The organism is Brevibacillus brevis, assembly GCF_001039275.2.
Classification (GTDB): Bacteria; Bacillota; Bacilli; order Brevibacillales; family Brevibacillaceae; genus Brevibacillus; species Brevibacillus brevis_C.
The window spans coordinates 5,218,818-5,239,895 of the sequence record NZ_CP030117.1 but is presented as its reverse complement, the minus strand read 5'-3'; the positions used below and the strand labels follow the sequence as shown (position 1 = coordinate 5,239,895).

General features: G+C 46.7%; 25 protein-coding genes. 16 read left to right on the top strand and 9 right to left on the bottom strand.

The features are described 5' to 3' along the window. Positions 1-138: 138 nt before the first annotated feature. The 4 genes from AB432_RS25375 to AB432_RS25360 all read left to right on the top strand — a co-directional run bounded on the left by AB432_RS25375 (position 139) and on the right by AB432_RS25360 (position 1,628). Positions 139-693: a hypothetical protein gene (locus tag AB432_RS25375; protein WP_048034650.1), complete on the top strand. Its 555-nt coding sequence runs from the start codon at positions 139-141 to the stop codon at positions 691-693. A 23-nt stretch (positions 694-716) separates the two neighbouring features. Next, positions 717-1,058, top strand: coding sequence for a hypothetical protein (locus AB432_RS25370; protein WP_235617549.1), 342 nt, complete (start codon positions 717-719; stop codon positions 1,056-1,058). 21 nt (positions 1,059-1,079) lie between these two features. Continuing rightward, positions 1,080-1,259 (top strand): sporulation protein YjcZ, encoded by a 180-nt coding sequence (gene yjcZ / locus AB432_RS31570; RefSeq protein ID WP_082195998.1) that lies wholly within the window; start codon positions 1,080-1,082, stop codon positions 1,257-1,259. A gap of 84 nt (positions 1,260-1,343) precedes the next feature. Next, on the top strand, positions 1,344-1,628 hold the full coding sequence (locus AB432_RS25360) for a hypothetical protein (RefSeq protein ID WP_048034649.1): 285 nt from the start codon (positions 1,344-1,346) through the stop codon (positions 1,626-1,628). A gap of 23 nt (positions 1,629-1,651) precedes the next feature. Here the strand turns inward: AB432_RS25360 and AB432_RS25355 are convergent, their stop codons facing one another. Continuing rightward, positions 1,652-2,365, bottom strand: coding sequence for a L,D-transpeptidase family protein (locus tag AB432_RS25355; RefSeq protein ID WP_048034648.1), 714 nt, complete (start codon positions 2,363-2,365; stop codon positions 1,652-1,654). A gap of 120 nt (positions 2,366-2,485) precedes the next feature. Further along, positions 2,486-3,904: a type I glutamate--ammonia ligase gene (glnA, locus tag AB432_RS25350; RefSeq protein ID WP_048035959.1), complete on the bottom strand. Its 1,419-nt coding sequence runs from the start codon at positions 3,902-3,904 to the stop codon at positions 2,486-2,488. A gap of 225 nt (positions 3,905-4,129) precedes the next feature. Here glnA and AB432_RS25345 point away from each other — a divergent pair, with 225 nt between their 5' ends. The 3 genes from AB432_RS25345 to AB432_RS25335 all read left to right on the top strand — a co-directional run bounded on the left by AB432_RS25345 (position 4,130) and on the right by AB432_RS25335 (position 7,343). Next, entirely contained in the window at positions 4,130-5,059 is a 930-nt protein-coding gene (locus AB432_RS25345; RefSeq protein ID WP_048034647.1) for a ketopantoate reductase family protein, read from the top strand. Between the two features lie 60 nt (positions 5,060-5,119). Further along, entirely contained in the window at positions 5,120-6,055 is a 936-nt protein-coding gene (locus tag AB432_RS25340) for a 4-hydroxy-3-methylbut-2-enyl diphosphate reductase (RefSeq protein WP_048034646.1), read from the top strand. 67 nt (positions 6,056-6,122) lie between these two features. Then, complete coding sequence (locus tag AB432_RS25335) at positions 6,123-7,343, top strand: MFS transporter (protein ID WP_048034645.1); 1,221 nt, start codon at positions 6,123-6,125, stop codon at positions 7,341-7,343. Here AB432_RS25335 and AB432_RS25330 read toward each other — a convergent pair. After that, positions 7,333-7,722 carry a cupredoxin domain-containing protein gene (locus tag AB432_RS25330; protein WP_048034644.1) on the bottom strand — a complete coding sequence of 130 codons (390 nt, stop codon included), beginning with the start codon at positions 7,720-7,722 and terminating at the stop codon, positions 7,333-7,335. The genes AB432_RS25335 and AB432_RS25330 overlap by 11 nt on opposite strands. Positions 7,723-7,942: 220 nt before the next feature. On the opposite strand from AB432_RS25330, the gene AB432_RS25325 reads away from it, so the two are divergent. From AB432_RS25325 to AB432_RS31565, 8 genes are all read left to right on the top strand, one after another. Then, on the top strand, positions 7,943-9,574 hold the full coding sequence (locus AB432_RS25325; RefSeq protein ID WP_048034643.1) for a YcdB/YcdC domain-containing protein: 1,632 nt from the start codon (positions 7,943-7,945) through the stop codon (positions 9,572-9,574). Between the two features lie 241 nt (positions 9,575-9,815). Beyond that, positions 9,816-11,435, top strand: a complete 1,620-nt coding sequence (locus AB432_RS25315) for a YcdB/YcdC domain-containing protein (protein WP_048034642.1) — start codon at positions 9,816-9,818, stop codon at positions 11,433-11,435. Between the two features lie 16 nt (positions 11,436-11,451). Further along, positions 11,452-11,994: an RNA polymerase sigma factor gene (locus AB432_RS25310; protein WP_015893149.1), complete on the top strand. Its 543-nt coding sequence runs from the start codon at positions 11,452-11,454 to the stop codon at positions 11,992-11,994. Next, positions 11,975-13,450: a hypothetical protein gene (locus AB432_RS25305; protein ID WP_048034641.1), complete on the top strand. Its 1,476-nt coding sequence runs from the start codon at positions 11,975-11,977 to the stop codon at positions 13,448-13,450. The genes AB432_RS25310 and AB432_RS25305 overlap by 20 nt, the downstream gene beginning before the upstream one ends. Positions 13,451-13,590: 140 nt before the next feature. Next, the gene (locus AB432_RS25300; protein ID WP_048034640.1) at positions 13,591-13,938 is read left to right on the top strand and encodes a PadR family transcriptional regulator; all 348 of its coding nucleotides are present in this window, start codon (positions 13,591-13,593) and stop codon (positions 13,936-13,938) included. Continuing rightward, positions 13,938-14,627 (top strand): permease prefix domain 1-containing protein, encoded by a 690-nt coding sequence (locus AB432_RS25295; RefSeq protein WP_048034639.1) that lies wholly within the window; start codon positions 13,938-13,940, stop codon positions 14,625-14,627. The genes AB432_RS25300 and AB432_RS25295 overlap by 1 nt, the downstream gene beginning before the upstream one ends. Continuing rightward, positions 14,608-15,165: a DUF4825 domain-containing protein gene (locus tag AB432_RS25290; RefSeq protein WP_048034638.1), complete on the top strand. Its 558-nt coding sequence runs from the start codon at positions 14,608-14,610 to the stop codon at positions 15,163-15,165. Before AB432_RS25295 ends, AB432_RS25290 begins: the two co-directional genes overlap by 20 nt. A 47-nt stretch (positions 15,166-15,212) precedes the next feature. Then, a complete protein-coding gene (locus AB432_RS31565) occupies positions 15,213-15,371 on the top strand; it encodes a phosphotransferase (RefSeq protein WP_162630268.1) in 159 nt (52 codons plus the stop codon). Between the two features lie 117 nt (positions 15,372-15,488). Here AB432_RS31565 and AB432_RS25280 read toward each other — a convergent pair whose 3' ends face one another. The 3 genes from AB432_RS25280 to AB432_RS25270 form a co-directional block, all read right to left on the bottom strand. Further along, on the bottom strand, positions 15,489-16,496 hold the full coding sequence (locus AB432_RS25280) for an inorganic phosphate transporter (RefSeq protein WP_048034637.1): 1,008 nt from the start codon (positions 16,494-16,496) through the stop codon (positions 15,489-15,491). A gap of 19 nt (positions 16,497-16,515) precedes the next feature. After that, on the bottom strand, positions 16,516-17,133 hold the full coding sequence (locus tag AB432_RS25275; RefSeq protein ID WP_048034636.1) for a DUF47 domain-containing protein: 618 nt from the start codon (positions 17,131-17,133) through the stop codon (positions 16,516-16,518). 81 nt (positions 17,134-17,214) lie between these two features. After that, a complete protein-coding gene (locus AB432_RS25270) occupies positions 17,215-17,829 on the bottom strand; it encodes a LysE/ArgO family amino acid transporter (protein ID WP_048034635.1) in 615 nt (204 codons plus the stop codon). A gap of 147 nt (positions 17,830-17,976) precedes the next feature. On the opposite strand from AB432_RS25270, the gene AB432_RS25265 reads away from it, so the two are divergent. After that, complete coding sequence (locus AB432_RS25265; protein WP_048034634.1) at positions 17,977-19,425, top strand: aminotransferase-like domain-containing protein; 1,449 nt, start codon at positions 17,977-17,979, stop codon at positions 19,423-19,425. Between the two features lie 42 nt (positions 19,426-19,467). Here AB432_RS25265 and AB432_RS25260 read toward each other — a convergent pair whose 3' ends face one another. The 3 genes from AB432_RS25260 to AB432_RS25250 all read right to left on the bottom strand — a co-directional run bounded on the left by AB432_RS25260 (position 19,468) and on the right by AB432_RS25250 (position 21,044). Next, a complete protein-coding gene (locus tag AB432_RS25260; RefSeq protein WP_007718473.1) occupies positions 19,468-19,800 on the bottom strand; it encodes a spore coat protein in 333 nt (110 codons plus the stop codon). A 13-nt stretch (positions 19,801-19,813) separates the two neighbouring features. Then, positions 19,814-20,134 (bottom strand): ferritin-like domain-containing protein, encoded by a 321-nt coding sequence (locus AB432_RS25255; protein ID WP_007718471.1) that lies wholly within the window; start codon positions 20,132-20,134, stop codon positions 19,814-19,816. A 103-nt stretch (positions 20,135-20,237) separates the two neighbouring features. Continuing rightward, complete coding sequence (locus AB432_RS25250) at positions 20,238-21,044, bottom strand: hypothetical protein (protein ID WP_048034633.1); 807 nt, start codon at positions 21,042-21,044, stop codon at positions 20,238-20,240. Between the last annotated feature and the right edge of the window lie 34 nt (positions 21,045-21,078).

Below are 21,078 nucleotides of genomic sequence, written 5' to 3'. Positions count from 1 at the left end.
ATTGAAGAGGAGTTTACCTATTCATGATGACCAAGAAGTAACGTCTTGCCATTCACCAGTTGGCCCGACCCCCTCCATGTAAATGGTTTTGTTACCCACAAATAAAATCCACTTACAACAAAATGGAGGAATATCACGATGAGTAAACCAGAAATGAATGTTGCCCTAGTAGTTGGTCCGGATACGGACCTGGATAGCCAAGCAATCCGGAATACACTTGAGTATTTTGGAGCTCGAGTCTTTACGTACTGGATTGGTCGACCAAGCGATTTAATTGATGTATTGAATGGCACCGACCTTTACCCAAATACCGACATGATTGTTCTGAATTTCCATGGCGATGAGGGAAGCCTCATCATGCCAGAGCTGGGCGAGGACGTTTACGAGGAAGGAGAACCAAAGGGTGATTTTGGTCCTGACGAGGTTAGACGTTTTGCCAAGCTGGATGGAAAAATCGTGTTAGGTAACGGATGCTCGCTTGGTGATCCCGAATTAGCGAAGGCCTTTCTGGACAGTGGTTGCCACACGTATATCGGGCCAGATGATTACCCGGATGGAAATTCTGCGCTGATGTTCGCACTGCGCTTTTTCTACGAGGTAATTCAAAACAAGAAAAGCGTGGAAGAAGCTTTTCGAATCGCAAAAGCAACGGATGAAGAAACCGAGATGTATCAGCTCTATGTAAAAGAGTAATTGCAACGCAAAGAGAGCCTTGTATGAGGCTCTTTTTGTATTCTTCTGCCCGAAAAGTCTTAGGTTATCATTCATCTTTGTCTACCCCAGCTACATCAGCACCTGAAGCGACTACGCCTGCGGCAACAGAGAAAGCGACGATCACGAAGAGTGAATTTGAACAGATTGAAAATGGGATGAGCTTTGAGGAAGTAAAAAAAATAGTGGGCGGGGAAGGCGAACTGCTCGCTGAGGTTCGTAAAGCAGGAGAGGAAGGACACACGATCGTCTACATGTATGAGGGAGAAGGGACGATTGGAGCAAATGCAAATTTTTCTTTCCGAGGCGGAATTCTGCAAGTAAAATCCCAAATCGGACTGCAATAGGATGAAAAAGGGCGCAGGCAAATGCTTGCGTCCTTTTTGCTTAGTAGGTCATGGTACAGGCAAAACTTCCGCGAAACGCATACAGTACTGTGTCTAAGGAAAGGAGGAGGCAGAATGGGTTTCTTTAATGGCTTTGATGACTTTGCTCTGATCCTGGTTCTGTTTGTTTTGCTTGTCATTGTCGGATGTGATTGTGATTAGGAAACGGGTTTAGCAAAAGAGTAATGCAAAGGGACATACAATCCCTTTGCATTATTCATTTATGAATGGAGGGGAGGGTGAAAAGTGGCTAGAAAAATTCATGGTTTTACCCCTGAGTTTTCTGACTGGCTCAAGTCGAATAAGGTCTCGGTCAGAAAGCTGCAAAAAAATCCTGAATCCCTTGGTCAGTATTATCAAGAGTGGGCAAAAACAAGCCGTAGGACGAGAAAAGAGCCTCGAGCGCCAAGGGTTTCCAATTTAAACCTTGATATGGATACCCTTTTAAATGGTGTTCGCATAGCAAACGAGGTGTTCAGAACGTTCCAAGGAACAAATGGGATAGGAAGCATGTTTAGAAGGTTCATGTAGTCGATCACGAATCTTGTCGGGAGCTATTCCAGCAATCCCAGCTCTTCGTATACCTTCTTGGACACGACACCGTTTGGTATTAATTTTCGATCATATTGAAATTTCTTTAGAGCTGCAGTAGTCGAGGATCGAAACTTGCCATTGCATACCCCATGATAATAACCAGCGCTCTTCAATCGAGATTGGATGAGCTGTACATCTCCACCAACATCGCCTTCGGCTAAATCTCTAGGATCGTGGCTCGGGTCCCCCAATACATGACCATAAATCGTTACTTTTGTTCCGAGTGGAATCATCTTGAACAGTTCGATGACATCGTTGTTTCGCATGCGGATACAACCATGGCTCAAATGCTGTCCGATGGAGTGTGGCTTGTTTGTGCCGTGGATGCCATAAATTCCCCAAGGGACGTTTAAACCTAACCATCGTGGACCGAATGAGGGTCCCCAATCTTTTCCTTTGGATATGATTTTGTATTCTCCAACTGGTGTAGGTGTAGAAGGATTACCAACTGCGACCGGATACGTTTTTATTGTTTTTCCATGCTTTTTGACGATTAACTTGTGTTTTCTGGGATAAACCTCAATCGTAATAATCCCTTGGTCGCTTATGATTGGTAACGAATGCTCAGCGTAAACGATTTTTTGACCGATTTTGATTTCTACTGGAAAGCTTACGGTTAGGAGAAGGATTGCCGCAAAACAAATGAGCAAGCGAGATATCGTTCGATTCACCATTGTAAATGTTCATCCGATCATCTGTTTTTTCGCAGTACAACTTTAATTTGTGAATGGAAACAGCATTTTATTCGGGAGCATGTGAAAGCCCTCCTCATCAGAGAAGGGCTGTTTCTTTGCTTATAGGTCGTAATACAGCTCATATTCTTTCGGATTCACAGTCCGCTCAACTTGCTCGATCTCACCGCGTTTTTGTGCAATCCAGCCTTCAATTACTTCTTTTGTGAAGACATCCCCTTCGAGCAAGAAGTCATGGTCTTGTTCAAGTGCGACAAGTGCTTCCGCGAGAGAGGCGGGAGCGCTCTTGATTTCATGTTTTTCCGCATCGGACAAGTCGTAGATGTTTTTATCCATTGGGCCGAAGCCAAGTTCACGCGGGTCGAGCTTGCGCTTGATGCCATCGAGGCCAGCCATCAGCATGGCAGCAAAAGCCAAGTACGGGTTAGCAGTAGAGTCCGGCGTGCGGAACTCAATGCGGGACGCTTTTGGGGTAACGGCAGCAATCGGAATCCGAACGGCAGCAGAGCGATTTCCTTTGGAGAAGACCAAATTCACGGGTGCTTCGTAGCCGGGAACCAGACGCTTGAACGAGTTGGTGCTTGGGTTCGTCAAGGCGATCAGTGCAGGGGCGTGTTGCAAAATACCGCCAATGTAGTGCAGGGCAGTCTCACTTAGATTTGCGTAACCACCTTGCTCATAGAACAACGGGGTATCGCCGTTAAACAAGCTTTGGTGAACGTGCATGCCAGATCCGTTGTCTCCAACGATTGGTTTTGGCATGAAGGTAGCAGTTTTGCCGTGTTTGGCAGCTACATTACGCACAATGTATTTGAACAGCAATAAATTGTCTGCTGTACGAGTCAGTGTATCGAAGCGGAAATTAATCTCACCTTGACCGGCTGTCGCCACCTCATGGTGATGACGCTCTACATGCATGCCGCATTTCGTCATCAACGTGCACATTTCATTGCGGATATCCATTTGGGAGTCGGTTGGTTGAACAGGGAAGTATCCGCCCTTGTTGCGTACTTTGTAGCCGAGGTTTTGTCCTTCTTTTCCTGTGTTCCAGAAAGCTTCTTCTGAATCGATGTGGAAGAAGGAGCCAGACGGACCGGAGGCATAGCGCACGCTGTCAAAGAGGAAGAACTCGGATTCTGGACCAAAGTAAGCAGCGGTAGCGAGGCCGGATTGTTGCAAATAGGCTTCGGCCTTGAGGGCAATGCCGCGAGGATCGCGTGTGTAGACGGTGTTGTCTGGATTGACGATGTTGCAGATGATATTCATGGTTTTGGCTTCTACGAATGGATCGATGAAGGCGGTTGCTGGATCGGGCATAGCTACCATGTCGCTTTCTTCAATGGACTTGTAGCCAGTTAGACTGGAGCCGTCAAATGCAACGCCATTCCGGAATGTTCCTTCATCTACCGCGTAGGCAGGAACTGTGACATGGTGTTGGCGCCCGAGCAGGTCAACGATGCGAAAATCGACATATTCCACTTTTTCTGCGTCAATTGTGGACAAGACTGTTTTCATATCCAACATGATTCACTCCATTCACGAATTAAAGTTATGAATTCATTATCAATGTTCGGTTTTTCCTTGATTTCTATATTCCGAATTATATCGACAATTCTCATTGTTCGTCAAGAGGTTTTCTTACGTTGGATGTCAGAATTTCTAACATTATATTGTGGGGTTTAGAAAATGGTTACTTTTTAATAAAATGAAGACAAACCATGACTTATAAACGCGGAGGCGGTATAGATGAAGGTTCTCGTACTGGGAGCGGGGGGCATTGGCGGTTATTTTGGTGGCAGGCTGGTTGAATCTGGGGTAGATGTAACGTTTCTTGTGCGCGCACGTAGATACAAACAGTTGCAGGAGCGAGGCTTGCGCATACAGAGCATTCATGGGGATTTGCTTTTGGAACAGCCACAACTGATTCAAGCAGGGGAGGAAGCAGGACCTTTTGATGTTGTGCTTTTGTCCAATAAAGCTTACACACTGGAAGATAGCGTCGATGCCATCGTTCCGTACGTAGGCGAGGACACGGTCGTCATTCCGCTGTTGAACGGAATTGCACATATGGAACTACTGTGGGATCGGTTTGGCCGGGAGCGCGTGCTCGGAGGTCTTTGTTTCATTGAGACGACGCTGAATGCTGACGGAGATGTCGTGCAGACAAGTCCGATCCATGATACGGTTTTCGGTGAGTGGGATGGCGGAAAAAGCGAACGAGTAGAGCGAATCGAGCAAGCCTTTTCCAAGATAAAGGGAACGATGCGTGCAAGCGCAAATATTCAACGGGAAGCCTGGCACAAATACTTGTTTATTGCGACGTTTTCCGGTATTACCACGCTGATGAATTCCGCGGTTGGACCTATTCGGGAATCGGCTTGGGGTGTAGAGCTGACACGTCAGCTCGCAGACGAAATCGCATCTGTCATGAACGCTTTGGAGGCACCGATCAAGCCAGATATCGTCGACAAGCAGATGGAGACTTTCCAGAATCAGCGTCCACAAACGAAATCTTCGATGCTGCGTGATATGGAAAAAGGCCTTCCAGTGGAAGCGGATCATCTTCAAGGCTATCTTTTGGAGAGAGCGGAACAAAAAGGCTTGTCTACTCCCCTTTTAAAAGTTGTCTACAATAATCTGAAGGTTTACGAACAGAAGCGTGCAGGAGACAAATAAGGTATAATACGGGGTGAAATGTCTTTCGCTCACGCATTATAAAAAGTAGGAGGGGTAAAGATGGAAGTCATCAAGATTTCCCCCCGTGGATATTGTTACGGTGTAGTGGATGCCATGGTGCTGGCACTGCGAACAGCGCAAAACTTTGACTTGCCCCGCCCAATTCATATCTTGGGCATGATCGTACACAATGCTCACGTCGTCGAGGCGTTTGAAAAACAAGGGATAAAAACATTGGATGGAGAGGATCGACTGGCTCTTTTGGATCAGGTCCACGAAGGAACGGTAATCTTCACTGCCCATGGGGTGTCTCCTGAGGTGCGCAAAAAAGCGCGCGATAAAGGCTTGACCGTCGTCGACGCGACTTGCCCGGATGTAACGAAGACACATGATTTGATCCGTGAAAAAGTCGCAGAAGGCTACCATGTGCTCTACATCGGCAAAAAAGGACATCCAGAGCCAGAGGGTGCGATGGGGATTGCGCCGGATCACGTACATCTGGTTCAAAAGCTGGAAGAGCTGGATGCGCTCGATCTGCCGACAGACAAGCTGATCGTAACGAACCAGACGACCATGAGCCAATGGGATGTCAAACATCTGATGGACGCCATTCTTCAGCGTTTTCCAGGCGTGGAAGTGCATAATGAAATTTGTCTCGCTACACAGGTTCGTCAGGAAGCTGTAGCGGAGCAAGTTGGAGAGGCAGATTTGTGCCTCGTCGTAGGCGATCCGCGCAGCAACAACTCCAATCGTTTGGCACAGGTCTCAGAAGAAATCGCGAATGTACCATCGTATCGAATCGCTGATTTGTCTGAGCTGGACATTGAATGGCTGCGAGGAAAGAAAAATGTGGCGGTTACTTCTGGTGCTTCGACGCCGACACCATTGACGAAGGAAGTCATCTCTTTCCTGGAGCAGTTCGATGAGTTCAACCCGGCTACATGGGAGAAAAAACGCACCGTCAACATGGCGAAAATATTGCCAACGGTAAAATAAATAAGGAAGGCATGCCCTGCGTTATGTTTTCTTACACGGTTAATGAACCTCAAAATAGGAGAGTAATATGCCAGAATCACTTTCCGGTTTAGGGCTGGGGGGCGCAAAAGGCAGATACGTAAGTCTTTGCGCCCTTTATCTTTTTATTTACTACGGGTTTGGTGCTTTTGCCCCGCTCATTACGCAATATTACGAATCCATTCATTTAACGGGGACTCAAATCGGTCTCATCAGTGCAGTCGCGCCGATTGTTTCCATTGTGGCGCAGCCGATGTGGGGTATGATTTGTGATCGTTATCAAATTCGCAAAACTGTGCTGATTCTGACATTGATCATCACCGGCTTAGTCGGACTTCTCTTTACGGGTGTCTCCACCTTTGTTTACGTATTTTTGCTCTACATACTGCTTTCATTTTTTCAAAGTGCCGTCGTTCCCATCTCCGATAGCTTGGCTCTTGGTTATGCCAAGGGGCATGGCATGCAGTTCGGCGATATTCGCTTGTGGGGAGCGATCGGCTTTGCACTAGCTGCATTCATCACAGGTCTTCTCGTTGAGCAGTGGGGGCCACATGTACTTTTTTACTCGTTTTGCTTGGCGTTTCTGATTGCCATTCTGTTTCTTCAGAAGGTTCCGGAAGAGGTGACAGAGGCTTCGCGGTTTCGTGTCAGTATGCTTGCAGGGATCAGGGATTTGGCGCGGATTCCGCGATTTGCGCTGTTTTTGATTTCATCGTTCTGCATGATGGGCTCTGTGAACGCCAATAATATTTGGTTTTCCCTGTTTTATCAGAATATCGGAGGGACCGTTGCCGGAATTGGCCTTGCCTTCTTGTTGTTTGCAGGCAGCGAGGCTCCTTTTATGAAGCTAGCGGGTTATATTGTCCGCAGGTGGGGACTGGAGCTGACGTTGTTGTTGTCGGCGATTTTTTGCGCGATGCGCTGGTTCTGGTATAGCTCTGCTCCGAGTACCACTGCGGTAATTGCCATGTTCTTTGTGCAGGGGGTCTCAGTAGGCTTTTATTTGGCAACAGCAGCTCAATTTGTGCGCGAAAATACGCCCGCATCCCTTCAGGTGACGGCGTTGGCCATCTTCTTTTCAGTGGGAGGCGGGCTTGGTGCAATGTTTTGCAATTTGGTAGCAGGGTGGATCAAAGATTCGTTTTCGGTGCTAGCCATTTATTTGTTTTTTGGAATCATCACCACAATCGGGATCATTCCTCTGCTCATGATAAAATTCGGACGGTGGAAGCAAATCTCACCAGACGAAGAAGTACAGACTAGTCAATGACGAGCATGCCTTGGAAGCCTGTTTCCGGATAGCCAGGTGCGTCTGATACGAAATGATACCGACCGCGTTTCGCTGCTGAAAACTGTAAAAATGTCGATTGGGTCGGCTTCAGCTCTGTGGATGTAAGGTTTAGATCACGAATGGATAGATTGTGAGGGCGCGTATCGGTGTTGACGATCATCAACGAGACGCGCTCTCCTTCGTGTGCAGTCAATTGATTGGGCAAAAAGCCAGCGCTAGAAATCGTAACGGTATGTGTCCGCGTCGCAACAGCGTACGAAGCGGGCAGACGATGGTGATGATGTGTCCAAAGTAGCGTTAATGTCACAGCCAGAGCGATGATTGGATAACGAAGCTGCCGATACCAGTGACGAGACATTTTGCTTTCAACTCCTTTGAGGACCATAGCATGGGAAGTTACTATTATCCTGTCCCCGGAGTGAGGGGGATAAACACTTTTTCCCTATTCGATTGAAGAAGGGGTGGAAAAACGTATCTCCCCCTGTATTCAACAGCCTTTTGTATTTTGTATTTTTTGTAACCTTTTGCTATCTCTTACGATTAATTAACATGGAAAAAAATACGGGAGGATGTAAAGGATGAAAAAGCTGAATAAAGTGATTTTTTCGGTAACAACTGCAACTCTACTTGCTACTACGCCAATCCATCTGACGAATAATGGTCAAGTGCTGGCGGAGGAGAGCAAGGCAAAGGAGCTTGCACCTGAATGGAAAGTGAAGGTAGAGCTTGCAATCCAAAAGGTAAAGGAAAGGCTGCCATATTTAGCCGATTTCTCTTACAGTACGCTTAAGATTTTAGAAAAAGATGATGGAACGAATGATATAACCATCATCTTGCAAACGTCCAAGGAGAAGAAGAAGCCGTCTTTTGAATTCGGTTTGGATGAACAAGGGAATCCCGATTGGTTTAGCTACGACGAGGAATTTCCCAAAGAAGGAAGGCCGAAGATTGAGCATGACAAGGTAGTCAGCAAAGCAACAGATTTTATGAAACAATGGTATGGTCCAGATATGGGCGGCTTTGCCTATAACCCTAACTATTCAAGGGACAACGAGGCCCATTTTACAAAATTGGTAAACGGACTTCCGTATCTGAATATCAATGTTCGTCTAACCGTAAACAGCAAAGGAGAAATTATTTCGAAAGGATCAGGTTTACATAAATATAATCTTGGAGACGATGCACCCGCCTTGGAAAATATGAAGTTTGCTGATCCAAAGGAAGCCATATCCAAGGATCAGGCTGAAAAAGCCTTCGCCAAACACCTGAAGCTCTTTTATTTGAAACAGCCAGTAGAGAGATGGGACGAGAAAACGAAGAAATACTTGTATGGCTCTCCTACATTACGATACAAATCGGAATTCTCGGAATTTATCGATGCCAAAACAGGCGAGGAAGTTCCTCCTTATGTCGGTTCGGCGAACGGTTCGGGGAGTGCATATAATCCCATTGTCAGAGTGAATCCTGTCGGTAAGGAAGTAACCGTAAAGACGACAGAGGAAGCAGCAGTTATGTTCGCTGCTTTTGGGATCGAGAGCAAAGCTGAAAAAATAAAAGAAGGCATTTCTGAAGATACAAAAGGTAAGAAATATACACATGAAATCAATAAAGACTTTGATGCTGAAATTGAAACGGAGGAAGAAACAGGACGATTCATGAGCTACCGTGTGGTTGACAAGAGAAAGAAAGAAATAAAATTCCCTAAAGAAGATCCAAACGGAAAGAAATGGCTAACGCCAGAAGAATCGATGAAACTAGCTATTGCTGCGCTGGAAAAGTACGGACCAAAGCATTTAAAAGAAGTGATGCCGATTGGGAAAGCAGAGTTTCAACAGAGAGGCGCTGTGCAGGGCTTCAGGTTTGTAAATGTGCACGAAGGGATTCCCGTTCTGGATGATGAGATTTTTATCAGAATAGACCGTATCACGGGAGAGGTGATAGGTCTGCATATGGAGGATGTATCTTGGGAACCACTCATTCTGCCTGACCCCAAAAAGGCTGTATCACATGAGCAGGCGCTAAAGGAATACTTGAAAGTGCGTCCACTGGAGCTGCAATATTTCACATCAGATGTCGATATTGAGTCGGATAACCGAAACTATCAACCCATTCTGGTGTACAGAACAGCTATATCTCTAGACCACCGAGAAATTGATGCCCTAACCGGTAAATTTACTACTACAGCTGAATTTCATTACAGTCCGTACTAAGATCGCAAGCAGAAGGTCAAGTCCTTTTTCTCAGAAAACTGGCTGATGAAGCTGGCGACCAAGGAAGGGAGTCCGGAAAACGTCCTGACCAAGAGGGAAAACGTTCGTGAGCTGAAGCCCTGTCATGCAAAATAAAAAAGACTGTTGATTGATTCAACAGCCTTTTTTATTTTGTATTTTTTGTAACCTTTTGCTATTTCTTACGATTAATTAACGTTGAAAAAAATACGGGAGGATGTAAATGATGAAAAAGCTGAATAAAGTGATTTTTTTGGTAACAACTGCAACGCTACTTGCTACTACGCCAATCCATCTGACGAATAATGGTCAAGTGCTGGCGGAGGAGAGCAAGGCAAAGGAGCTTACACCTGAATGGAAAGGGAAGGTAGAGCTTGCAATCCAAAAGGTAAAGGAAAGGCTGCCGTATTTAGCCGATTTTTCTTACAGTACGCTTGAGATTAAAGAAAAAAATGATGGAACGAATCGTATAACCATCATCTTGCAAACGTCCAAGGAGAAGAAGGAACCGTCTTTTGAATTCGGTTTGGATAAACAAGGGAATCCCGATTGGTTTAGCTACAACGAGGAATTTCCCGAAGAAGGAAGGCCGAAGATTGAGCATGACAAGGTAGTCAGCAAAGCAACAGATTTTATGAAGCAATGGTACGGAGCAGATATGGGTGACTTCAAATATAACCCTAATTATTCGGATCAAAATGAAGCTTTGTTTACGAAACAGGTAAACGGTCTTCCATATTTGAATGTGAATGTTAATCTAACCGTAAACAGCAAGGGGGAAGTCATATCGAAAGGGTCAGGCTTATATGATCTCGGGGGCGATGATGCACCAGCCCTCGAAGATTTGAAGTTTGCTGATCCTAAGGAAGCCATATCCAAGGATCAGGCGGAAAAAGCTTTCGCCAACCACCTGAAGCTCTTTTATTTGAAACAGCCAGTAGAGAGATGGGACGAGAAAACGAAGGAATACTTGTATGGCTCTCCTACCTTACGCTACAAATCGGAATTCTCGCAATTTATCGATGCCAAAACAGGCAAGGAAGTTCCTGATTATGATGGTTCGGGGAGTGAATATAACCCCATTGTCAGAGTGAATCCTGTCGGTAAGGAAGTAACCGTAAAGACGACAGAGGAAGCAGCAGCTTTGCTCGCTGCTTTTGGGATCGAGAGCAAAGCTGAAAAAATAAAAGAAGGCATTTCTGAAGATACGAAAGGTAAGGAATATACACATGAAATCAATAAAGACTTTGAGGCTATCATTATAACGGAGGAAGAAACAGGACGATTCATGAGCTACGGTATGGTTGACAAGAAAAAGAAAGAAAGAGAATACCCTAAAGAAGACCCAAACGGAAAGAAATGGCTAACGCCAGAAGAATCGATGAAACTAGCTATTGCTGCGCTGGAAAAGTACGGACCAAAGCATTTAAAAGAAGTGATGCCGATTGGGACAGCAGAGTTTCGACAGAGAGGCGCTGAGCAGGGCTTCAAGTTTGTAAATGTGCACGAAGGGATTCCCGTTCTGGATGATGAGATTTATATCAGAATAGACCGTATCACGGGAGAGGTGATAAGTCTGCGTATGGTGGATGTATCTTGGGAACCACTCATTCTGCCTGACCCCAAAAAGGCTGTATCACATGAGCAGGCGCTAAAGGAATACTTGAAAGTGCGTCCACTGGAGCTGCAATATTTCACACCGGATGCCGATATTGTGTCGGATAACCCAAACTATCAACCCATTCTGGCGTACAGAACAGCCATATCCCTAGACCACCGAGAAATTGATGCCCTAACCGGCAAATTTACTACTACAGGTGAAATTCATTACAATCCGTACTAAGACAGGAGGCTAACCCGTGCAGGAGGATATCGAGCAGCGGATTAGCGCGATCTATCATGCTCACTATCAGGACGTTTACTACTTTCTGCTCCATTTTACCGGCAACCAGAATGATGCCGAGGATTTGACGCAGGAGGTTTTTACGAGAGTGTTAAAAGGGCTCGCCGGATTTGATGGTAGAGTCACTCTGAAAACATGGCTCTTCTCCATTGCCAAGCATGCGGCGATCGACCAGCATCGCAAGCAGAAGGTCAAGTCCTTTTTCTCAGAAAACTGGCTGATGAAGCTGGCGACCAAGGAAGGGAGTCCGGAAAACGTCCTGACCAAGAGGGAAAACGTTCGTGAGCTGAAGCAAGCGATCCAAAAGCTAGCGCCCCATTATCGTCTGGTTCTGATTTTGCGCTGCATCGAGGAATACAGTGTCAAGGAGACGGCAGAAATCCTGGGTGTATCGGAATCCAAGGTGAAAGTAAACACCCATCGGGCATTAAAGCTGGTCAAAGAAATGATGGATGATACGGAGGAAGGGGGCTTCCTAAATGAGTGGGCTAGAGGATGAGAAGCTGACGGTCCAACTGCGAGGGTTAAGAAGGCAAGAACCACCCCCTCGTCAGGAATTTGTCACCTATTTGGATCAGACGCTGCTTAAACAGGCAAGGCAGATGAAGCAAAGGAAAAAAGTGGGACGTATCTTGTCGATGACAGGAGGTTTAGCAGCAACTATCGTACTGGCTCTCTTGGTAGCTGTGCCTGACGGAAAAGAAGCACCAGATGGGATCAGCAGTGTACGTACGGAGCAGCGTGCAGAGAATGCGCCTTCACTGGCAAAAGAGAAGGACATACCGGAGCAAAGGAATATTCCTCCTGTTGCCGAGCAGCGGAAAATAAGCCAGGTGAAAGAACAGCCCAAACAGAAAGAACAGCCCAAACAGAAAGAACAGAGTGTCATTACGCAATCACAATCGCTCCCAAAAAGCCAAGCACTTCCAAAAACGGCAACGACGGCAAGCAATACGCCAACGCTGTCTGTCGAGCAATATATGAAGCAGAAATTAGGCGATAAGAGTAAGCAATATCAACTCGCTTCTAACCATCTGGAAAAAGATACGGCTGTTTTTCAACGCGTCATTAACGGTATACCGTTCGCCGACAGTGTCGTGAAGGTTCCCTTGGAGTCAGATGGATCACCAGCGGGTATGGTCATTGAGGAGAATCTCGATGCAGAAGTGGATCTCTCGCTATTTCCCAATCCAGAAAAAGCAATTTCCAAAGAGGAAGCAGTGCAAAGGCTGACAGCCAGTTTGAAGCAAGAAGAAGTAGCGACTTTTGCAGGCTATATCAACGCATTGAACGGGGAAGTCCTCGATCGTCGCTTTCAGAGCGTGGGAGCAACTGGTAGCTATAGCCTCATCCCGATTCAGGCACAAGGTAAGCTACTCATGGCCAACTCAGATGAGGAGATAGCCTCTCTGATCCAAAAAGAGTTCGGTGTACGTATCGGAGAGGTTAACCGTCCATTATCAACAGAAGAACACGAATCGTACATGGAATATACGTGGAAAATGACAGATGCTACTTATCTCACTGTGAGGTTTGCCAAGAAATCTGGTCAATTGCTGGCGTATCGGATGAAATCAAATACGGAGTCACATACTTCCCCTGAGCTGTCCCAAGCAGAAGCAGCCCAAATCGGTGCCAAAAAACTGGCGTACTATTTGCCAAGACAAATCACACAGCTTGCAATGGAGGGCGCGGCGGTGGAAGACTCAGCAATCAGGCTAGACTTCATTGCCATTACACAAGGAGCAAGAGCGGAGAGTCACAAGTATAAGGTGTGGGTGGATAGCACCAGCAGACAGGTAGTAGGCATGGAAGGGAATTTTTCAGAGATAGGCGAGTCATCTACAGAACCTAACAAGGAGAATAGTCCCTCACTGGAACTGCTTTATGTTTGGCCGGAATTAAACGGAAAACGGACGCCAGCACCTTATCTGGTGTACCAGGTGAAACAATAAAACGACCGGGCTGCCTATTTGTTCAAGACCATCTCAACTTTTTGAGTGGTCTTGTTTTTTTGTGTGTAGAAGCAACTTGATACATATTACTTTGTCATACATAGTAATGTGTGTTATGTTATAGCTGCGAGGTGAACGAGATGAGTGACAGCAGTATCAGCAGTGACATCATTCGCGGTCATATCGATACGATTATTCTCCGTGTCCTGTGTGACGGCGATAACTATGGATATGAAATCATTAAAGCCATTTTCAAAAATAGCGGCGGACGTTACGAACTGAAAGAGCCTTCCTTGTATACCAGTCTGAAAAGATTAGAGTCACAAAAGCTGATCGCTTCGTACTGGGGAGATGAGAGCAAGGGGGGCAGACGCAAATATTATCAGGTGACAGAAGCAGGGAGAGAGGCGTACGAAAAAGCGCTAGCATCCTGGAGAGTCGCCAAAGAATTGATTGACCAGCTCATCGAAAGGCGGGAGGAAGTGTGATGGAGAGTTTGAAGCACTATGTCGATCAATTGTTTCAAAAATATAGAGGAAGTAAACAAATCGAGGAGCTCAAATGGGAAGTATTGAGCAATTTGGAGGCAAAGGTGGCCGACCTGGTTGGAGATGGGCTATCACTGGATGAAGCCGTGAAAAAAGCAAAGGCCAATCTCCCTTCGATTGACTCGATTGTCGGAGAACACCGAAAAGTCTACATACGTCCACTCCTCCAAGAATTGTTGCAGCTCGGATTGCTGTACGGACTTATGGCCTGGATTGTGACAATGCCTTTGCGAATATGGGGTATGGGTATCTTTTTGAATTATAGTCTGTTTGCTATTAGCATCCTTATCGGAATCGTCTATTTGATCTTGTTAGGGATCAACCGACCGGGTTCCTCACATCATTTGACCAGCATGAATGTGCGGTCTGCTTTTATGCTGCGAAAAACAGGCTGGATGCTGTGGGCGCTTTATATTGTCGGGACACTCGTTTTTACGACTGCGCTTCACTTTGGCAGCAATCTATGGTTTTCAAGGCCAGTGAATCTTTCTGGACCGTATCAATTCGCAAACGTTGCGGTATCATATACGCTGCCTTTTCTCTCAATCCTCATACCATTATGGCTCCACGCCATTCCGCGGTTTATTTTGAAATACGATGCAGGGGAAGGTGACGTCATTGCGAAATAAAATCATACTTGCTTTGGTTCTCGTCGGGGTTGTCCTGTTCATGGTCATTCAGATCGTGATTCTTCCGGAAAACGAAGCGCAATCCGAGCAATATCAATTGGCTCAGCAAAGCCCGCTGACTCACGATTTGGAATCCATTTTGCCATACAAAAACAAGTATATGGGCGCTACTTCGAATCTGGTCATGTTCAATCATCTGCCGTTGGATCAGCTCAAGCGAACCTTTCAGCTACGTCCGGAGAAGTTTACGATTGAGATCCATTACGAGGATAAGACGACCGACGTCGAGGCGAAATTATTTAAACAAGCGATGCTATATAACTCCGTGGCAGCCTTTGCGCTGGTAGACAATTTGCAAACAATCGAATATCGTTTTTCGGATACTACGCTTGTTGCCACACGTGTAGTTATTCAAGGTCTCTTCGGTGAGGATTTGGGAGCGCTGTTGACAAAAGAAAAGTGGCGGACAGGTGTGCAGGACAAGTTGCGGGATGACCAATTTGTTGAAGAGGGTATGAAAAAGCTAATTAAAAAGTAAGCGATGATAACAGAGAGTGTGAAAAGCCAGGTATTTACCCAACTCGGTTGTCAGTCATCGGAAGCCAAACTCACGCGTTCAAAAGCCTTCCCATCACCAAAAATCATTTTGGTTTGATCCATGGAGATCTGCATCACCACAATTTTTTACGAAAAGAGGTCGAGTTGACCCTTCTCGATTTTGGAGACAGCGAATACCATTGGTAATCCCTCGCAAGTATTTGGACGATATGCGATTATCTTTACAGAATGGAGAGTCTTACTTAGGCTTTCAATTAAGATCATAGAAAAAAGGGGCGAGCCTGTTACTCGTCCCTTTTGTTTTTAGATAAATACATGTAGCAACAAATACGTAGCAGCAGCGAGCAAGGCAGAAATCGGCAGCGTAATAAACCAGGTGATCACGATTCGTTTGGCGACGCCCCAATTGACGCTCTTCAGCCGTTTGGCAGCACCTACCCCCATAATCCCGGAAGAGATGACATGGGTAGAGCTGACAGGCAATCCTAGCTGCGTAAAGGTAAAAATGATCGAGGACGAGGTGAGGTCGGCCGTGGCTCCATTAATTGGTTCAATCTTGGTGATTTTGCCCCCGACCGTCTTGATGATTTTCCAGCCTCCGACAGAGGTTCCCAAGCCCATCGCGAGCGCACAAATAAACTGCACCCAGAAAGGAATCGTACTCGTATCTGCATGCAGGTCAGCGGCTACAAGAGCGAACACGATAATGCCCATCGCTTTTTGTGCGTCATTCGTTCCATGTGTAAAGGATTGCAGGGCCGCCGTGAAAATCTGAAAGAGGCGAAATCCCCGATTGACCTTGGTAGGGGGTATCATGATCCGACTGAAAATGAAATAAACCAGATTCATCATGAGGTAAGCGGCAACCAGTGCGATAACCGGTGACACAATAAGCGCCTGGAAGATTTTCAAAAAACCAGCCCAGTTGATTTGCGTGCTCCCGGCGGAAGCGAGGACTGCACCTACGAGTGAGCCGATGAGGGCGTGAGACGAACTGCTCGGGATACCGTACCACCACGTAATCAAATTCCAAAGGATCGCAGACAAGAGAGCAGCCATGACCACAAGCACTCCGAATTCCAGCTTGGCGGGATCGGCGATATCTCCACCAATTGTTTTGGCGACCCCGGTAAATGTCAGGGCACCGATAAAATTCATGATAGCCGCCAGGCCAATGGCAATCTTTGGCGGGAGAGCTTTGGTGGATACGGTGGTTGCGATAGCATTGGCTGTATCATGAAATCCGTTGATAAAGTCAAAGGAAACAGCCAGGATAATTACTGCAATAACAAGAGGAAGGCTCGTATACATGAAAGTAGGTCTCCTTGGTTTAAGAGTTGCCCATGATCACAGATTCCATCGCATCGGCGACATCCTCGCAATGATCCATGACATCTTCGAGCACTTCGTACACCTCTTTGAGCTGCATGATGTGAATCGGATCGCTCGAGGTTTTGAACAATTGCCGGATGCTCCCCCTGACTAATTCATCCCCTTCACTTTCCAAATCGTTAATACGGATGATGTACTCCTTCATATCGGATAGCTTTTGCTTTTGGAGCAGTTCGATGGCCAGAAGAATTTGTTTGGTAGCTTCTTCGATGAGTTGCCCGAATCTCACCATCGTTTCATCTGGTTCCATAATGTCGTACATATAGAGCCTCGAAGCGCAAAACTCCAATCCGTCCAGCACATCATCCAGCTTGACGGCAAGGTCCAGGACGTCCTCTCGCTCGATGGCGGTAATAAATGTCTTGTTGATTTGCACGATGATTTCATGGATGAGCTTGTCGCCTTTTGTTTCGTACTCTTTCATTTCTGTAGAAAAGGTTTTGACAGTCTCCAATGAAGTAATCTTGTATTCATTAAAATAGATCGCTGTTTGATGCACATTTTTCGCAATCTCATACAAGTCATCCAAGAGTGCGTCCGATTTGGTAAAAAGCATAAACAAACCTCCACTTCCAAAACCCGAATAGGAGTATTTTGAGTGGAGGAGGTAGGGATTATGCACTTTTTCACTAACTCTTTATGTCGTGAGTAATTGGGCTGCCATATAGACGGCCACTCCCCACATAATTACCGCTGAAACCATATTCAGGCCACGCTGCAATTTTCCAGACCGATCTAATCGTCCTGCCGTACGACCAGCTACGGAAAGGCCGAAAAACCAGAGGCAGGATACGAGGATGCTGGCTATCGTAAAACCCCATTTCTCTGTTCCGGTATAGCTGAGTGAGCTGGTGCCGATCACGCCGATCGTATCGAGAATCGCATGCGGGTTCAACAAAGAGACAGAGGCAGCAAACATGATTTGTTTTTTGGCCGAAAAGCGTTCTTTCTCTCCATCCTCCGTATTGGGACGGCTACGCCACGTTAAATATCCCATATACACTAAAAAGAAGAAGCCGACGACATACAGAACGGTTTTCAGCCATGTGACTGTCAATACGACCAAAGAGACTCCGAATACCGCCAATAAAATGAGCAGGGTATCGCAGAGTGCCGCAGTCAGTACGACGGGCATGGCGCGAAGTAATGTAGGTTGTAGAGCCCCTTGATTAAAAACGAAAACATTTTGTGCGCCGAGCGGTAAAATAAGTCCAAAAGCAAGCACAAAACCGTGCAAAATCGCTTCCAGCATGATCATTTCCTCCCCGTTTCTCTCTGGATGCAAAGGCTATTTGCATTACTGTCATTATTCACGGTTGAGTACCTGTTGTCTCCAGCCAATTGGTTTACATCCAAACCAACCAATTTGTACAATGATAAGACGAGGAGGAATGTGCCTGTGCTGACGATAGACTGGAAGCCTGACAAATCATCTGACATACCGATCTACGCGCAGATCGTGGCTTATATCAAGGGGAAAATCGCAGGCGGAGAGTGGCCGATCAATAGTAAATTGCCTACACAAAGAGCGTTAGCGCAAGCCTTAGATGTAAACCGCAGCACGGTAGTGACGGCGTTGGAAGAGCTAAAAGCGGATGGCTTCATTGAAGCAACGGTAGGCAGTGGCTCCGTCGTTAGCAACAACACATGGTCCTTGCTGACAACCGCCCCTCCCCCGAATTGGCTGGGATACGTTCAGGCAGGGGCGCATCTACCCAACTCGCCGACGATTCAGGATATCAATCGTTATGAGCCAGACCCGATGTACATTCGTTTGGGGACAGGTGAGCTGTCACCCGGCTTGATTCCTGTTGCGGAGATGGAAGAGGTCATGGCTAGCTTGCAAGGCAAAATGACACATCTCGGATATTCGGAGCCAAAAGGGCTGTTGCCTTTGCGCCAGGCGATCAGCAACCATTTGCGGGGCAGGGGGATTGAAGCTTCTCCATCATCTATTTTGGTCGTTTCGGGGGCCCTTCAAGCCTTGCAGTTGATATCGATTGGCATCCTTCACCGTGGATCTGCCATCTTGCTCGAACAACCTTCGTATTTATTCTCGCTGCCTTTGTTTCAATCATCGGGAATGCGTCTGGTTGGTGTACCGATGGATGCAGAAGGAATTTCTCCCCAAGTGCTTACGAGACAAAAACAGGCGCATAACGCTGCCCTACTCTATACGATTTCGGCTTACCACAATCCGACGGGGATTAGCCTATCAGAGAATCGAAGGGAGCAAGTGCTGGCTGCATGCGAGCGGGAGAGACTGCCTGTGTTGGAAGACGATGTTTATGGAGAATTGTGGTTAGACGAACCGGGGCCATTACCGTTAAAGGCGAGGGATCAGAGCGGGCTGGTCTTGTATTTGGGCAGCTTGTCCAAAACACTTAGTCCGGGACTGCGGATTGGCTGGATTGTAGGGCCTGAGCCTGTCATTGAACGCCTCGCAGATGTGAAAATGCAGACGGACTACGGAGCGAGTGCCATTTCCCAATGGGTGGCGACAGAATGGCTCACAAGCGAGAGATATTCCCGGCATTTGGATCAGCTAAGAGCGGCACTGCGACAGCGAAGGGACAGGATGTGTGAATGGCTAAGTCGCTGGTTTGACGATCTGGCAGATTGGCGTACGCCACATGGCGGTTTTTATATTTGGCTTCGTCTGCATCAGGCTGTTTCCATGCGCAAGCTTTTTACGGAAGCATTGGCAAAAGGTGTACTGTTAAATCCCGGCTTTGTATATGATCAGACGGATAGTCATCATCTTCGCTTGTCCTACGTGTACGCAGAGGAAGTCGACATGGAAAAGGCGTTATTTGTCTTATCGCAGCTCCTGCGTGGCAGGGGGTAATGGAAAGAAGACACCTGCTTGGCTCAGGTGTCTTCTGCTATATCAATGATAAGGGAACTGCGTGGAGTACCCGCTAAACTGCTGATAAGCTTGCTGTAGTTGTTGCTGTTCGGCAGCTTCCAGCTTGTACCATCCCTTTTGGAACATGAGATTGAAAGCATCGCGTGCTGACTGATGGGTTTCATTCAAAATTTGTACCATGTCATCATAAAGCTGCTGGTGGCTGGCTTCACGAACGGCGATGTTAAAGTTATCCGTTAAATACTTGCACGTAGCCAGACAGTCGTTGAGGTAGTCACGATCGTTCATTTGCGGACCTTTTACTTGTGGCAACTGACCGGATTGCGGATTGGCGATCTGGTTTTGGTTTGGCATCCCGATTCCTCCCTTATTGCATTTGATGTTGTGGTTGGGATTGTTGTTGCTGGGACTGTGTCTGCGGAATGGTCGCCATCACTGCGGTGTTGTTGTTTTGCAGGTGACTCAGCAGTTTTTGGTAGTGACGCTGGTGCATTTGTCCTTGCTGTTCCAGACATTGCTTGACCTGGGGATCAGTTGCTTGCTGTGCGAAAGCATGCAGCTTTTTGAAAGCGATCAGTTCCCATGACAAAGCATCCTTGAGATAGCTCAAATCCTTTGTCGTAATGACCTTGGGCGGTTCGGGAATCGGAGCTTGTGTAAAGGGCTTGGAAGACAGGATGGATGGCATCGGGTTGCTCCTTTCAGATGGAATCATGTATAGGATGAGCAACAAGCCAGGATGTAACCCCTGAGGATTACAACCAAAAAAAATCCGGTCGCAAAGGACCGGATCAGGTTAGCTCCAGCGAAGAAACGACGATGTCGATGCTGGCGGGAGCGATATTGAGACAATATTGAGCTTCTTTGTACAACGTAGTTTGAAGTGCATGGATAAGTGCTGGAATATTTGTCATGTAAGGCAGTTGAAGAGCAATTGAAATCTGGAAACGAGGCAAATCCTCAAAGCTGGAGACGATTTTGACCACATGATGGACCTCGTCAAACTGGTCGCAAGTCGCTTCCACGATTTTTCGCAACACCTGAGGATGAATCATGATGCGTCCACCGGAAAACGGAGGATGAACCACGGTTGTTTCCCCGATGACTTCTTTTTTTGAGCTGAAAATTTGTTGGGCAGAGGAGATGAGGCGCTGGAGGAAATCTTTTTCTACCTCCACACGCGGAATCGGTATCGTGTGCTTGCCCATTGTTTCCCGCACGTAGCGGGCAGCCTCGATTTCCTGCGGCGGCTTGATGGATTCAATCGGGATGAAGTCCACCTGAAAAGGCAAATGCAGCGCTTCGACGATACGACCAATCATCCGCTGCGAAGTTCCTAACACGAGTAGTCGGTTTGGTTGAATCTCGCCAAGACTGCGCCGTACTTCTTCCGCGTGCTCCTTATAATGAAAAATAGCTCGTTTTACCGCCTGAATTTTTGTCTTCTCATATTTGGCAGAGGTTCCGGCCACCTTGCGTCCCTGGTAAATCAGGATGCCATCATCAATGATGGCGTCGATGTTCATTCGGTGAGCAAGTTCTAATGCACTGGTGCTTTTTCCTGTTCCACTGGTGCCGTACAAGGCGTAAATTTCCATGGGACCTCCTCGTCATTTTTCTCGACTATGCTTG